Annotated in this window: 13 protein-coding genes; 2 read left to right on the forward strand and 11 right to left on the reverse strand. The window is 65.1% G+C overall.

The features are described 5' to 3' along the window. Positions 1–243: 243 nt before the first annotated feature. From QHF84_RS49375 to QHF84_RS49410, 8 genes are all read right to left on the reverse strand, one after another. Complete coding sequence (locus tag QHF84_RS49375; protein WP_281320648.1) at positions 244–537, reverse strand: helix-turn-helix transcriptional regulator; 294 nt, start codon at positions 535–537, stop codon at positions 244–246. Between the two features lie 41 nt (positions 538–578). Further along, positions 579–863, reverse strand: coding sequence for a hypothetical protein (locus QHF84_RS49380; RefSeq protein WP_281320649.1), 285 nt, complete (start codon positions 861–863; stop codon positions 579–581). Positions 864–890: 27 nt separating this feature from the next. Continuing rightward, the gene (locus tag QHF84_RS49385) at positions 891–1,556 is read right to left on the reverse strand and encodes a hypothetical protein (RefSeq protein WP_281320650.1); all 666 of its coding nucleotides are present in this window, start codon (positions 1,554–1,556) and stop codon (positions 891–893) included. Positions 1,557–1,799: 243 nt separating this feature from the next. Then, entirely contained in the window at positions 1,800–2,843 is a 1,044-nt protein-coding gene (locus QHF84_RS49390; RefSeq protein ID WP_281320651.1) for a sigma-70 family RNA polymerase sigma factor, read from the reverse strand. A 39-nt stretch (positions 2,844–2,882) separates the two neighbouring features. Continuing rightward, positions 2,883–4,016, reverse strand: a complete 1,134-nt coding sequence (locus tag QHF84_RS49395; protein ID WP_281320652.1) for a hypothetical protein — start codon at positions 4,014–4,016, stop codon at positions 2,883–2,885. A gap of 5 nt (positions 4,017–4,021) precedes the next feature. Continuing rightward, positions 4,022–5,080 (reverse strand): hypothetical protein, encoded by a 1,059-nt coding sequence (locus QHF84_RS49400; RefSeq protein WP_281320653.1) that lies wholly within the window; start codon positions 5,078–5,080, stop codon positions 4,022–4,024. A gap of 163 nt (positions 5,081–5,243) precedes the next feature. Further along, the gene (locus QHF84_RS49405) at positions 5,244–5,729 is read right to left on the reverse strand and encodes a hypothetical protein (protein ID WP_281320654.1); all 486 of its coding nucleotides are present in this window, start codon (positions 5,727–5,729) and stop codon (positions 5,244–5,246) included. Between the two features lie 257 nt (positions 5,730–5,986). Then, positions 5,987–7,723 (reverse strand): recombinase family protein, encoded by a 1,737-nt coding sequence (locus QHF84_RS49410; protein ID WP_281320655.1) that lies wholly within the window; start codon positions 7,721–7,723, stop codon positions 5,987–5,989. Between the two features lie 1,855 nt (positions 7,724–9,578). Here QHF84_RS49410 and QHF84_RS49415 point away from each other — a divergent pair. Next, positions 9,579–10,766: a hypothetical protein gene (locus tag QHF84_RS49415; protein WP_281320656.1), complete on the forward strand. Its 1,188-nt coding sequence runs from the start codon at positions 9,579–9,581 to the stop codon at positions 10,764–10,766. On the opposite strand, the gene QHF84_RS49420 is transcribed toward QHF84_RS49415, so the two are convergent. From QHF84_RS49420 to QHF84_RS49430, 3 genes are all read right to left on the reverse strand, one after another. Continuing rightward, entirely contained in the window at positions 10,666–11,442 is a 777-nt protein-coding gene (locus tag QHF84_RS49420) for a serine/threonine-protein kinase (protein WP_281320657.1), read from the reverse strand. The genes QHF84_RS49415 and QHF84_RS49420 overlap by 101 nt on opposite strands. A gap of 389 nt (positions 11,443–11,831) precedes the next feature. After that, the gene (locus QHF84_RS49425) at positions 11,832–12,524 is read right to left on the reverse strand and encodes a hypothetical protein (protein WP_281320658.1); all 693 of its coding nucleotides are present in this window, start codon (positions 12,522–12,524) and stop codon (positions 11,832–11,834) included. 3 nt (positions 12,525–12,527) lie between these two features. Next, on the reverse strand, positions 12,528–13,388 hold the full coding sequence (locus QHF84_RS49430; RefSeq protein WP_281320659.1) for an HAD family hydrolase: 861 nt from the start codon (positions 13,386–13,388) through the stop codon (positions 12,528–12,530). 188 nt (positions 13,389–13,576) lie between these two features. Here QHF84_RS49430 and QHF84_RS49435 point away from each other — a divergent pair. Further along, a partial coding sequence (locus QHF84_RS49435; protein ID WP_281320660.1) for an SIR2 family protein occupies positions 13,577–15,256 on the forward strand: 1,680 nt, incomplete at its 3' end.

The following is a 15,256-nucleotide window of genomic DNA, read 5'->3' on the forward strand; positions in this document are numbered from 1 at the left end:
ACTTCGGTGCGAACTTCCACCGGCAGGATAGCGGGATGGTCGGTTTTCCGCCGAATAGCCAAGCGTGGGCGGAGTTCACACATTTCGACGATGGGACGGGGGCGCGGTGGCGGCCTACGGCTTGGGGTGGGAGTGTTTCGCAGGTGATCTGGTAGTCTTCCTGGACGAGCTCGGGTGCCTTGCCCGTCGGGCTCCTCGCTTCCGCCAGCCCATGATCAAGCGGGAAAGTCACGCTTTGACGCATCATCCAGCGCGCTTGACATGGCTCCCCGGTTCGCTCTCTCGACCTCTGGAGAGCAGGTCCTCCAATCCGCCGGGAATCACGTCCTGAACCCGGACCCCGAGCCCCACGGCGATCTTTACGCAGGTCTCGACCGTGAGATTGACGAGCCCATGCTCGATGCTGCACAAGGAGCCTTTACTCACGCCGGTCGCATCGGCGAGCTTGGCCAACGACATTTTTCGGTTGATGCGCAGCTTCCGGATGTGGTCGCCAAGTGTCCTCAAAAGTGGTTCGGTTGTTTTTCGACGCGGCATGGCCAGTCCTCAAGGCGCAGGAGCGCCCGAGCGGATGGTGGTCAATGCTTCCCCTTGCTCTTCGGGTTTGACCGACGGACTTCCGCCGTGATGTTGAATGCGATCCTGTGCATCGCTGTTGCTGCGCGTTTCGCTTCCTCGGGCGTCATGGCGTAGCCCTGGAACATGCGGCGTCCCTCGCGCTCCTCGGCGGCTATGTGCTCCGCGTTCACGTAGAGAAGACCGTCCGACCCGATCGCGAGCTCGGTGATCAACTCCTCCGATTCTTTCTCCTCGGGGGTCGTCAAGCGCGCTGCCGCGACTCGCTGGGCCTGCTTCTTTGCCATGGCTTTTACCTCCCTCGCTGTGCTCCGTCAGAGCGGATGGCGGAGCTCGATATGCGTGAGACACCCGCGAACGGGGTTCGAGATCCCGAGGGACACCTCGCGCGGGTTACTGGTCTCCAAGCAATAGAGCGCGATGGCGTTATGCTCCTCAAGCTGCTCGAGGGCGCGGTTCAGGTCGGTTCGGCGCACCTCGGGCAGGCGCGCGCGAACCCACGCGATCGGCACGGGCTCGCGCGTGGTCGCGCTAAGGCGTGTGATGGCGAAGAGCACGAAGACCAGGAGCTTCTCGCTATCCGGAAGGCGTTGGATATACTGTGCCTCTCGGATGACGTGCTCTGCTGCGCTCAGATACGCGGGCGACAGCCGGAAGATGTTGTGGAGCAAGATCTCGCCGATCTGCTCCAGGGGGATCTCGCCTTTGCGATGTAGCGGCGGAGGCGGGAGAAAGCTCGCCAAGGGCTGCGGGTCGAGGCGCGCGGCGAGGTGCTCGCGGGCTCGTCGCAATGGGGCGCCAAGGAACGCCAGGATGGCGAACACGAGATCGAGGGCTCGACGGGGCCAGGGGATCGGCGGACGACACCGGGGATCGTACAACGTATCGCGCTTCTCCTCGGGGGGCGCGCTCGCACGGACGCCCGAAGCCGGCGGCGCGATGCTCGACGCGCAGACCACCGTGGGTTCGTCCTTGTCCATTCTGTCGACCGGTTGCGCGGACATAAGACCTCCAGGCGAAAGGATGCCCGCCGCTCGGGGGGTGGTGTGAATACACGACGCCCCATTGCGAGCCGCACGGGAAATTCACGCCAAGCGAACGGAGCCGCGGGGTGACCTGGGCGCCCCGCCGGCTCGTGCTTCTCTTGGTCTCTCGCTCGTATAGTCGGAGGATGCGCTCAGTTTTCCAAAACAAACTGCACGCGCGTCCGCGGGTGGGGGGTGCTACGGCGTAGGCCTGCAAGGGCTGTGCGTCGCGAACGCGGCGGCGAAGGCTCCCGTGAGCTCCTGGCGGAGCTTGTTCGCGGTTTCGCAGTCCCCCCGGGCCTCGGCCGCCTTGATGATCCGCGCGAGGTGGCGGTTCTTCGCGTTGATGTCCGCCTCCGGAGGGGCGCCGCCATGCGAGGGCGGAGCCGGCGCGGGGGCTTGCACGACCTCGGGGCAAACGAACGCGCGGTCCTGCTCGAGGAGCCCGCCCGGGGTGCTCGGCTCTCCCGAGGCCGCGACAGTGACGAAGATTGGCGAGAGCCGCGCGACGGGTTGGGCGCTGCGCATGAGAAGGAAGACGACAAGTGCCCCGGCGGCAGCGCTAGCGAGCATCGAAAGCACGCGCCAAGCTCGCTCGCTTGGCGGCGTGGAGGGCGGGATGGGGGCTGTAAACGTGACCGGCGCCTCCGGCTTGTCCGTCGTTCCGCCCGCCTCCGCGGGGCCGTCGTGCGTGTGGCTCTCTTGGATGAACGGCAGGACGCTGCGGCTCCTGATCCCGCGCTTCTTGAACTCCTCGGCGAGCGTCGAGACGGCCTTGGTGACCAAGTGGTGCGCGGTGCTGGTCGGCAGGTTGAACTCCGCCGCGATCTCCTTGGTCTTTTTGTTGTGGCCGAACCGCGCCCGCAAGAGCGCGCGGCCGCGCGGGTCGCGCGCCTCCAGGGTGTCAAGGATGTCGTCGAGGTGTCGCTGGATCTCGGCCTCGTTGTACTCGTGCTCTGGGTTCGAGGCGGCTAGATCCTCCTCGGCGAGCCGTGGAGCTGCGCGCTCATGGATCTTGCGCTGCTTCCAATAGTCGGCGGCTACCCTCTCGGCGATCCGCTGAAGGAAGGCGCTCATGGCCTGGACCTCGTGGGTTTCGAGGTACTGGATCGCCAGTTGGTACACCACCTGCCGCAAGTCCGGCACGTCGACTGCCGGGACGTGTTGCCTTCGCAGGCAGGCATCGATGGCGTCCTGGTAGTTCGTCAGAAGGGCGAGCGGGTCCTGGTCAGGTGCATCCATGCTGTGGTTCCTCGGTCCTTCGGCAAACGCGGTGCGGGTTCACGGACGGCAACACAAGGTCCGGGGGCCGGCGAGGACGACCTCGCCCGAGAGCACGCCCCCGGAAGCCGCGCAAACCCCGGAATGGTAGGTCGGGAGCGTCGCTGTCTTGGCTGCGATGCCCTGGCCCGGCGGGTTGATGTCGAGGCACGTCGGCTTAGTAGAAGATGCGGACGCCTTGAAGGTATCGGCCGAGCAGATGGCGTCCTCGTAGAGGGTGATCGACGCGGAGCAGGAGCTCCCCTCGGGCGCGCCGCACGTGCACGGTGAGCACGTGCGCTGATCCTCGAATGCCTCGTAGACGATAAAGGGTTCGGTGTAATCCTCGTCCGGGCATGCGTGGATCCCAAGACGCTCGACGCAGTGGCGAAAGCCGTTCTGCTGGGCTGGGATACAATGCTCGTCGGGCTCGCACGCGCCGAAAGCGCTACCCTCACAGATCCTCGCGATCTGGGACCATGAAGGCTTGGGAGGCGGCGCGGTCGTGCTGTTCGAGGCGTCAATCGCTACGCACGTTTCGCCCGCGACGCCAAGGGGGCCAATGGTGACGGACTGCACGCAGGGCACGCCAGGACCGCAGGAAAGGCCCGGGGGGATCGCTCCTTCGGCGATACAAGCGCCGTCCCAATTGGCCGGGGGGTTGGTCGGCGTCGCGATCGTACCTTCGGGCGGCGTGCACGGGGCCGCGTGCGCGGTGATGGTCGAGGGCAAGGAGCAAGCGCCGGTCGAGAGGCTGCACGTGCACGGGCCGCACTGCTTCGGCGGGATCACGAGATCGGCGTACCAATTGAACTGCTCGACGGGCGCGGCGTCCGGGCAGTCGGGCGCGGTGCCGTCGTTTGGGCCGATCCAGGCAAGGAATGGGAAGGAGAATCCCGCCGGTCGAAATGGCGCGCACTCGCCGAGGCACTCAAAGTTACAGTCGTCCCCCCCGTTGGTACTTGGAACGTCGGCGTCCTCGTCGCCGGAGTCTGCGGCGTCTGCGCCCGCGTCGGGAGCGCCTCCGCCCTCGCCGTCGTCGATGGGGCGGTAGGTGACTCGTCCCTCGCTACAACCGATGAGCCCCGTCACGATGACTGCCGCGACGGTGGAGCCGAGAAAAAACGTCCTGTGCACGCCGTTCGTTTTGCCCATAAATGCTACTCCAATAGGTTCGCCGAAACAGTGATACCAGCGGTGATACGCAAGAGGGGCGATCTCCAATCGGTCACGGCATTGCGAGACTCTGTAGGGTCAAGCGCAACAACGATGCTTCGGAGCTGCATGTTCAGGTCCACGTATCCGTGCAACCTGAAGCGTTCAGAGAGTCGAATCCGGCCATCGACCCGCCCCCCGAATCCTACCGAGAAAGCATCCGAGGCCGTCACGTCGTAGCCTGAACCAAGGTCGAATTGGAGTTGACTGACGCTGACCACGCCGCACGCGTCGACGTGCTTCAAGGCAAGGCAAGGGAGCACAGAGCCAGTCCAAGCGACGGTTCGGCCGGGCAAGTCCCTATCTCCAACGCCGGACGCGGGCGTGATCAAGCCGCGGACCTCGGCGAAGAAGGCAAAGAGCGGCCATCGGACGCCGAGCAAGCCACTACCCCCTACCGCGACTCCGGGTAAGCCGTAGAGCGAAAGCGCCGGGCCGATCGCAGCTTCTACCTGGAAGGGCGGTTCCTCCCCGTTGGGCGTCGAGCTGGTGACGGACGCTGTCGCTTGTGGGACGAGGGCTGCGAGGGACTCGGGCGGGCGAAAGGCGAAGGTGTGAAGCTCGGGGACGTTGACCTCGATCTCAGGCGGCGCTGCGAGGTGCGGCGGCGGGGCTTCGCTTCCCCAAGCGCGCGCACCGAGCCGCGCCTCGACGAGCGTCGCCACGTCGTACGCGAGCTCGCGGCAAGTCCCTTGCGGATCCGTTCGGCCATGCCAGGGCTTGGTCCCCCCGGCGGGACCGGGGCCCCAAAGCTCCGCCTCGAAGCCCCTTCCGACGCGGTGGACCTCGATCCGGACCACGGGCGAGACGTCGGTCCTGACAACCAAGTATCCGAACTCGGCAGCGAGGAGGAGCGCGAGCTCCTCGGGGTCTGGGCAACCCTCGGGCGGCGTCGGCGGCGCGTACTCCAAGCGGAAGGCAATCTTCGGCTTCGCCGCGAGGGCGGGCGATGCGAGGGTGAGCCCGCAGAACACGGCGGCGAGGCTGACGAGGCGGCGGGACATGTTGGGGCGGGACGAAGCTACGCTCGGACTTCGCCGGGATGCAAGCGCCGTTTGCCAGGACCACCTTCTCGCGGTGAAATGCGAGAAGCCCTGAGCGCTCGGCGGTCGAGAGGTTCGTCCGGGGCGCTGTCGGCGCGCGCTCCCCTCCCCTGCCCTGCGCGTCTCAGAACTCCGCCACGGCCTTCCGCGTCTTGCTGACGAGCTGCTCCGGCACGGCTTGCCCGCGAAGATTCATCATGACCACGAAACACCAACTACGCTCGGAACCGACGAAGACGAGCTCCTTCTCTTTCTTTCGCGGCTCGACGGCACGGTATTCCTCTTCGGTCCGGCACTGCGGGACCATGACGGTATTGTCGACGGACAGGCCAAACCCGTTGGGCGTCTGGATGCACGTTCCCGCGCCGTGGGCGGTCCGGAGCTTGTCGCAGAGCGTGCGCGCGTCGCGCGCGGGAGGGGCCGCGGTGGTCGACACCTCGGACGCAGGCGGCTCGGTCTTGCCCTTGTTGGACGCTCCGCCCACCACGACGAGCACGCACGATCCAAGCCAGATGAAGCCGCCCGCGAGGACCAAGAGCCAAGGGATGGGGGTGGATTTCTGGGGCTGCTGCGGGGGCGCGGTCGCTACCTGCGCGCATGCCGGATGCATCGGTCCTGCGGGATAGGCGACGTGCGGGCCTTGAACCGGGTGGTGACACCGTAGGCACATTCCGACGATCGGAGGGTTGGGAGGAGGGCCGTAGGGCGTCATGGCTCCGGAGCTTACCACATGGGGTTCGTCCGGGAACGTTAGTTGATCGTCGGGGTCACGGGGGCGAGCGCCGGCCGTGCGCGTGGGGGCGTGGCGGAGCGACGACGATGATGGTGAGATGCACTACAGCACGTGTCCGGAGGCCGGCCGAGGTGTCACGCCGCGAAGCCCATGCGCGCGGAGGCGACGCGGGGCAGATCGAGCGGAATCGCGGCGTTTTGTGGATGTCTTAATGTTTCGAATCCCGCTGGGGACGCCGACGGTACTCCACCAGAACTGGTGGTCTCGATCACGAACAGAGCTTCCAGGGCCAGCTCTCCTTCGATCCGATAGCGCTTCCCCGCCGACGTCTCGATCGGCGTGAAGAGCAGCGGCCCGGTCACGAGGGTTTCGAGCGCCTTGCGCGCTTCGAGCGGGTTGCGCTGCATCACGGCGTCGAGGTGCTCGATCCGCTTGCGTGCTTCCCGCTCCATGCGGCCGATCTCCAGGTCGAGCACGGACGGTGCGGTGCGGATGGCGGTGAGTTTCCCTTCGAGGGCGCTCAGCCGCTTCTCCCGCTCCTTCAGCATCCGAACGAGCGTCGCCGGCGGATCCGTCGTCGACATGATCGCCTCGCTGAGGCGTTCGATCTCGGCACGTACCTTCCGTACTTCCTGCTCGAGCTCGGGGGCTTCGGTGTCTGCGGCCTTCGCGCGCTCGCAGAGCCGTCGGCGCAGTTCCTGGAGCGCGTCGAGGATCACGTCCTCGCGGAGCAGGTTCTCGCGGATGAAGCGCATGACCGCGGCGTCGACCGCCGCGATCGGCCGTCGCAGCCCGTTCCCGCAGACGGTCGACCCGCGATCGCGGTGCCAGCCACAGTTGTAGACCCGCACGTTCTCGTAGCCGACCTTCCCGTTGTCGGAGCGCATCGGCCCACCGCAGACCGCGCAACGCCCCATCCCCGAGAGCAGGTACCTCACGCGGGGGCCGTATGTGGTCCTGCCGGTGATGCGCTTCCGGCCCTCGTGGCGCGCCTGCACGGCGGACCAGAGCTCGTCGTCGATGATGCGCAGCTCGGGGGCCTCGGTCTTGACCCACTCGTCAGCCGCGCGTGGCACGCGGACCTTCGTCCCGCCCTTGTAGGTCTTCTCCTGCTTCCCCCACACGAGCACGCCGCGGTAGCGCTCACGGCGGATCATCTCGTGGATCGATGACGGCGACCAGGAGCCTGTGCCACGCCGGCCGGCGCGCGGCGGAGGCACACGCCGCTCGTTCAGGTCCTTCACGAGTGTGCGCAGGCCTTCGCCTTCGGCGTACCGCTGGAAGATCTCGCGGACCACGGCGGCCTGGGCCTCGTTCACCCGGTACTCGACGCGGATCCGACGCTCCCCCTCCTTGACCTCGACGTTGTCGTAGCCGTAGACGCGCCCGCCAACCACGAGGCCCCGCCGCGCCTTCGTGAGCAGGTGTTCGTGCGTGCGTTGCGCTGTCTTTTCGCGCTCGAGCTCCGCGGCGAAGCTCCGGGCGGCAATCATGAACTTGTCGACCGCGCCGTCGAGCGTGACCTCTTCGTCGGTGTAGTAATAGAAAAGCCGGATCCCGCTCTCGAGCAGGTCCTGGATCACCAGCCCGGACCGGAACGTGTCCCCGCCGAGCCGCGACTCGTCCCGCACCACGACAGCGTCGAACTCTCCGGCATTCGCCGCGTTCAACAGCGCAATCAACCCCGGCCGTTTCTTGAACTCCGCCCGCGAGATCGCGTCGTCGAGGTAGACGTGCTCGGGCGCCAGCGTCCCGCCTTGCGCGACGATGAACCGCTGACCCTCCTGGGTCTGGACCTCCATCGAGGCCATCTGGTGCTCGTCCGTCGACCGCCTGCCATAGAAGGCGCAGCGCAGATTCAGGAGCTTCATCGTCACGCCTCCGGAGGGTATCGTAGGAGATCCGCCTCGACCAGGGCAGCCAGGGCGTTGACGAAGGCGCGTCGATCGAAGCGTTTGGCGGGCTTTCCAGGGACTTCGTTCGGCCGGGCGTGACGCGAGCTCGCGGGGCCGCGCGCGCCGCCGCGCAACGGGCGGGGTGGACGCTGAGGGACAGGGCGCGCGGAGCGCGGCGGCCTGTTCGAGGCGGGTGGACGGAGGGATGGTTTCGTCCGCCTGGAGGAGAGCGGTCTGCTGGTGGGGGGCATCGACGGGGGAACGATCGACGTGCTCATGGAAGGACCTCCCCAGCGCTTCGAGGGGCTCTAGGCGCTGCGCGCGCATGGGTCATCCGGCTGGCAGGAGGCGATCACGCTCGCGTGGTCGCCGGGCCCTGCTTGGCCGTTCCGAAGAATCTAGCAATAAGACACGAGTGTGCCAGCAGATTTTGTCAATGGTAACAAGGGGTTGGGAGCGGGTTTCCAAAAGCCGCATTGCCGATGCGGGATCGTGCGGATCCCCCCTTGGTTGACTGCGGGCATGATCCGCTCATGGCCACTGACGTAACCGCTTTTTTCACGTTTCCGCGGGGCGACTTTCGGAAATGGCTGTTTCACGGCTCTCGGATGCGTGTCCGAGCGAAACATGAGTGGAAAATCTGCCGGGATTTGAGAGATCCTGAGATGCGGGCTCCGCGCGGTCGAGGAGTGCACGCCACGACCCGCAAATTCTTGTGAGTTACGCCACGGGTTCGCCACGTTTTCCACCGCTGGAAGGGCCCATTTGGATGGCTGGACGGGGGCAAAACGGATGGGAAAGCCACGTCAAAGATGAGGATCCGGGGGATCGCGGCACTTGAAAACTAGGGGTTGGCTGCGGATCGAGCCGCTGATGCAAGCGGTTTTTGAGCTGCATCGTCTCGCGCCCTGTCCGGCAGAGCTCATCGATGGCCGGCCGGTTGTCCGGAACGTCCTTCAGGGTATGTTTCACGGGATGCTACCCCACCAAAGTTTGCCCGAGGTACGCCAAAGCCGCTCCGCCACGATGCCAAATCGCCGTGCAGAAGCGGGAAATCCCGAGACGCCTCCTTGTTTTGTATGGGGTTTGTCGGCGACGAGCCGCCAATCGATCCGCTTTTCTCTCGGCGCCAGGGGGTGGCTAAAGTTGATCCACCGCAAGAGGCCCTCCAAACCCCCTCCAGCGCCCGTCGAGTGGCCACAAAGGTGCCTATACACACGAAAGTGCCTTACGTGAGATGCTTCCGAGCGCGAACCCCTCCGGAGCCATATGGCTCGAGCCACTCGACACCAGTGGAAAATCAAGCGGCTTTTCCGGATCTGAGCGGCTTCTCTGCACCGCGTGCCGAGACAAACTTCGATGTAGTGGTTGGAGCGAGCGTCATAATTCTGACTTCACGCTCACCGCCGGGGCGGCATTCGCACCTGTTACAGTGGGACAGCAAATCGAGAATCCGAGAATTCTCCTGGCACGAACGGAGCTGGCGGTCATAGTGCTCCGTTAGGACTCTTGTATGAACTACCCCGGGAACCACGCGCCGAGCGGCGTGGGAGTGCCTGGAGGTTTGCCAGCTCCAAGTCCATCTGAAGCAAGCCTCAGGTACGTCCATTCCGCTGCGGTTCATCACGCGCTGCCACCATGCCAACCAGGCTGGCAATGGGCGTACTCTCCGCCGGGCTACTGGGTCGCCGTGCCGATCGCGGCGCCGCCTCCGGCGCCTGCTTCAGCGCCAACCCCGCAAGCTGTTGCGCCTCCGCAACCCGCTCCGCCTGCGCAGAAGCCCAATCTCGACGCTGCGCTGGCGAAGTTGTTGAAGAGGCCCATCGTGCCCATGGCGATCACCCTCGTCGCCGTCTGCATCGATTCACTCGACGTCCTGGAGGTCGGGCTCGCGCTCGATGCGCTGCATGCGGGGTTGCCCGCGTTGCCCCCGGGGCTGCTCGACGACCCATCGAGGCGCGAGCGCATCAATCGAAGCCTAGCCGACGCTGACTGGCGCGAGGATGCTTGCGCCTTGCTCGAGGATCCGGCGATGATCGAGGCTGCCCAAGCCTTCGTCGACGGCTGTCCCCGAGTTGTAGGCTCACGTGGGCCCGATTCGATGCTCGATCCGTCATGGCTCGAAGCGGTCCAGGAGGCGTATTCACGGAGCGAGGGGCTTGGCGAGCTGGGCGAGGCGCTCCTGGTGCTGATCGACCCAGACGACGACGAGGAACTGGGCGAGGAACCGGCAGACACGTGCGACCGGGCGGATGAGGATGAAGGGGTCGAGGAACTACGCGACGAGGAAGAGCTTCGGCCGGTCGCGAAGGCGGCTCCGGGGGACGTTACCATCGCCGCACAGGTGATCGTCGCGCTGACCGATGTCACGTACGTCGAGCGCTACGGCCTGACCGTCGGGGGGCTCGAGTTGGACCGGCGCTTCGAGACGGACCCTGCCGTGCTCGATGCGGCTCGGGTCTTCCTCCGGGCCTGCGCTGCCGTGGCGCCGACGAGTGGTCCGCTCTCGGAGGCGCTCCACGATCCCACGTGGTGGCAGTTCCTTCGGTGGGGCTTCGAAACCGGAAGCGCGCTCCGGGCGCTAGCCAATACGTTCTTGCAGGCGGCAGCAAAGGTTTACGGCGCGACCGTTCCTTGCACCGTTGCCCCGGAGGTCGGCACGGCTCCCGAACGCGTCGAGCTGAACGTGCCGCGCACTGCGCGGCGAGTTCCCCTGGCAGCCACACCGTGGCGCAGTCTACGCGCCCGAGGCGCCCGCGGTTCGCTGTCTGCCCGGGAGCCACCGATACCAAGCCATTGCTTACCTGCGCGGAACGGAGATCCTGCCCGCGCCCGTGTCGATGGCCGAGCACGGGGGCGCATGCAAGCACTCCGCCTCGTCGACCCGACGACACCCGCGACACGTGGGCTGCTGGCCCTCACGAGACCGGTACGGCGTTCATCTGGTGTCGGAGCTCCGCGAGGACCTCCGCCGCTGCGGGACGGCGTGACGGATCCGTGCGCGTGCAGGCGCCGATGAGCTTGCACAGGGCGTCGCTGGGCAAGGGAGCCGGGCCCGTCGACAGATCCAGACCATCCGGCTGAGCGAAAGCTTTTCGCGCGAAAATCTGCATAATGGAGCCGGAGAATGGTTGGCGACTGGTGATCAACCTCGCGAGCATCACACCTGCGGCGTACACGTCCACGGCTGCACTCGATTGCTCTGCCTGGACCTGCTCCGGCGCCATGTAGGCAGGGGTCCCGATGACGACTCCCGACCCGGTGACATGGCCGTGCGCATCGAGGCTATCGACGAGGGAAATCCCGAAGTCCACGACGCGCACCAAGGGCGCCCCATTTTCCCATACCACGAGGACGTTCTCGGGCTTGAGATCCCGGTGGATCACCGCGCGCGCGTGGGCGTAGGCCAGGGCGTCGAACACCTGCGCCATGATCTCGATGGCCACCCTCTCAGGAAGCGCGCCGCTCCTCTGAACGTGCTCCTCCAGGCTCGTGCCCTCGATGTACTCGATCACGAGGCTCGGGATGTCGTCCTGGGTGATCGTGCCCAGGAATCGGACGATGTTCGGATGGTCCAGGCGCGCCAGCGCCTCGCACTCCTGCCGCATCGAATCGACATTCACGCCAGCATGTAGCTGCTTGATGCAGACCTTTCGGCCGGTGTGTCGCTCGATGGCGAGGAAGGCGGTGCCCATGCCTCCGTGACCGAGCTTCCGCACGAGATCGTAGCGCGCCGGCTCATCCGCCGGCCGCGTGGGCGGCGTGGACGGCGCTGGCGGCGCCGCGGGCAGCGTCGGCCCGAGGGCCAAGGACATCGCGTTCCCGTGCGTAGCCAGGACCGTTGGCGCCAGCGCAGCTGTCAATGGCGGGAAGAAGAGCGCGCCGCAGCCACCGCACCCCACGGCCAGCGTGACCTGGCCCGTCGCCGCGAGCGCCGCGAGCTGGCCCGTCTCGTCGTGGAAGGTCCTGGTGCACCGTGGACAGGTAAGGTTCATCTCGCAGTGATGAAAGCGCGGTGGGGACGGACGTCAAGTAAGACTACCCAGGGCGTCTGGGCGCGAGCCAGTTTCATATCGGGCGGGCTTCAACACCTTCCCGCGAGATCCTCGACATCAGCCTCGTCATCCTCTGCCCGACCTGCGGCGCACCATCCGCAGGCGGATTTGCTCGCAAACAGGTCGCACAGGGGCTTGCCCACGAGCGTACCAGGCTCGTAGCCGCGGCCTTCGATCCACTTGATGAAGCTCTCGACATACGGCTCATTCAGCTTGCGGCGGTGCCCCTGGCGATTCTGAGCGACGTCCCTGAGCGTGCTCTTCAGGGGGATCGCCTTGTCGCCGAAGTAGTAGAAATGAGTCGAGAGCAGCGCATACTTTCCACGTCGGTCGGTCTCCGCATTCGCTGGCTTATGTACTCCTCGTCGCTGTGTTGGTAGATTCGTCGAATAATCGTAGATCGAGTCACCCACCCGACGGCGCCGATCCTGGCTACTCCATGCCGGGACCTTTTGCCGAAGCTTGGTCCTCGTGAACGAGTCGTACTCTGCCATGGTCATCTTCTCCGTGACCTTCATGGCGTAAACGACACGACCACTCATGTCCTGCGTGGTTCCGTTGCCCAAGCGAGCGTGTTTCGATCCGGTCCCGACGATCCAGTCCCCCACCCGTGCCGATCTACGTATGGCTGGCTTGCAGATCACGAGGGTGCAGACCCCCCAATAAGGATTGGGGGCAGCGCCGTCGTCATAGGGTATGCAGTACGAGTATAGATCCGGCATTCCTCAGCTCCGTGCGCTTTCCCGGTATCCTGCCTCGTCTCGGGCAATGCGCCCCAGGATCCCCTTGATAGTGATGTCGAGCTGGCTTCCCTCCCTGTAATCCGCCGGCACGACGAAGTGCGCCCTGTCCTCCGCGATGAGATTGTAGGCCTTGCCTTGCAGCTCGCCCTTGGCCCACCGCTCCGGGTCGAACACAGCCACGGAGTGCCCCCCTTGGTGCCGAACCATCTTCATCGAGGGAATGTCGGTGTCCCCGTCGCCGAGGTAGATGATGCGCGAGAAGGGCACGGGCCGTTCAGCCATCGGCTGCCACCGGTTCACCGCCTCGTTGTTCCAGTTGTTGTCGACGCCCTTGTTGATGCGGAACAGATACTGCGTCTTGGTGGTGTAGTTGATCGCGACTGCGGGCCAGACGGCGTTGCCCTGGTCGTCGTAGAAGTAGCGGGATGCGAAGACCTGCCGAAAGACGTGGTGTATGCTCGTTCCCGCGATCATCTCCTCGTTGCCGGAGGAGATGACATAGTGCTCGAGCCGCAGGCCGCGTTGAGCAGCATGCTCGTCGATGCGAGCGAACCAGGACGCCACTCCTTGAAACAAGGGCGTCTTTGCTCCGTGCTCCTGCAGGATGGCGCGTGTCAACTTCACCGACCGCTCCGCCGCCTTCACGAGCAGGAGGCGTAGGTACACGAGGACCTCGTCGGCATCTTCGGCCTTCTTCACCTCGTGTACGAGCTGCCAGAAGTCGGCCGGTCGGAGCCCGAGGTGATTCGGGATGAGGCTGTGCTCCTGGATGTTGCCAGGAGCCAGCGTCCCGTCGAAGTCGTAGACGAGGGCGGTGCGCAGCAATGGCTTCTCTTGAACCATCGTTCCATCCACATCGGAGACAAGCGGGCGAAAATACGACCCTACCAGGATCTCCCACTCCGATCAACGAAATTGTGAGACTGCTACCATTCCATGACCACCGGGAAGATGGGCGGCCTCCACCCGCTGGATGATGGCGCACGAAGGCCTCGCGCCCGGCGTCAGGTTCGCCTATCTTCGCGCCCGCCATGCACGTCGAAGATCTGCCCGACCGCGTCCACATCGAGGCCTTGCGGGAGGCGCTCTGGCGCCCGAGGAGCCGCGCCTCCGTCATGGTTGGCGCTGGCATGAGCTGCAACGCCCAGAAGCTGAGCGCATCGGTCCCTGACTTCCCGCTCTGGCGTCAGCTCGAAGCGGGGCTGAAAACTCGGCTGGGACCGTGGGTCGACGGGTACGATGCGCTCCGGCTCGGTCAGATGTTCGAGAATACGTACGGAAGGGGGCGGCTCGACGATTGGCTTCTCGAACAGATCCCCGACGGACAATACGAGCCCGGGATCCTGCACGAGCGGCTGATGATGCTCCCTTGGGCGGATATCTTCACGACCAACTATGACACGCTGCTGGAGCGGACGTGCACAAGAGTCCCGCGACGCTACGACGTCGTCGAGGCACCATCAGACCTGACGCGCGCAGAAGCGCCGCGAATTGTCAAGCTTCACGGAAGCTTTCCGGCGCGACGTCCCTTCATCTTCACCGCCGAGGATTACCGTCGCTACCCCACCGATTTCGCTCCTTTCGTGAACCTCGTCCGGCAATCGGCCATGGAGAATGTCCTCTGCTTGATCGGTTTCTCAGGCGAGGACCCGAATTTCTTGCAGTGGGCAGGATGGGTACGGGATCAGCTGGGGACGACGGCGCCCAAGATGTACCTGTGCGGCGCGTTCGACCTCACGACACCACAGCGTGCTTACTACCAGCACATGCAAGTAATTCCTGTTGATCTGGGCCCGATTTTTCCGGCGCGAGATTGGGGATCTGCACGGCATCGCGCTTCGGTTGAATGGTTGCTTGCGTCCCTACGCAATGGTAAGCCGGTTGATCGGGGAAACTGGCCTTCCATTGAGGCGAACGATGCGAGCGCCGAATTGCCTGCACGATATCCGCCGTGCCTACCGCCGCAGTCGATACACGAGAGACACAGGAAGCCCAAGCACCCCGAGGGAGAGCTCGACGCAGGCAAGTTTGATGAGTTGCTCAAGGCGTGGCGGAGTGAACGTGAGTCCTACCCAGGGTGGGCCGTTTGCCCAGAACGAAGGCGACTATCCCTGAAGTACAGCCTGCCCGCCTACTTCCGGTGCTTAGGCCAGCCTACCGGGATCAAGTGGGTGCAGGCGTTGACCACTCTGGACCGTCTTCGCGCCCTGCGCGAGATTGCATGGCAGGCTGAGATAGGGCTATTTCCACTTCCCCAGAGTCTCCCAGTGCTCATGGAATCAACGTTGGAAGAGCTCAACCCGCGACCGCGCTGGATCGAGCTGCCTGGCGCGGCTATCACGCCCGATACGGCAGGCTCGCGTGTCAACTGGGACGAGATAACAGAGGCATGGATTGCAGTGGCCTTCGCTCTTGTTCGTCACGCGTGGCAGTACCCCAGTGTAGAGTTGCATCAGCGCTGGATGGGGCGCCTGCAGGGGGTCATTGAACTCTTCCCAGCGTGGCGTGCACGGTGGTGGCATGAAAAATGTTGGCACCATCTCATTCGCCTGGAGATAGAGGAAGCACGTAATGCAGCCGTTAGCAGCCCGTGGACCTATCCCGAAGGACGATCGACAGGGACGGGAGGGGATGGTAGGTTTGTCCGCGTCATGTCGATGGGTCGAAGACGGGAGAAGCAGGCGCCGCTTTGGGTGGCGGCGCCTTCGTTG

It is taken from the genome of Polyangium sp. y55x31 (assembly GCF_029946505.1).
Lineage (GTDB): Bacteria > Myxococcota_A > Polyangia > Polyangiales > Polyangiaceae > Polyangium.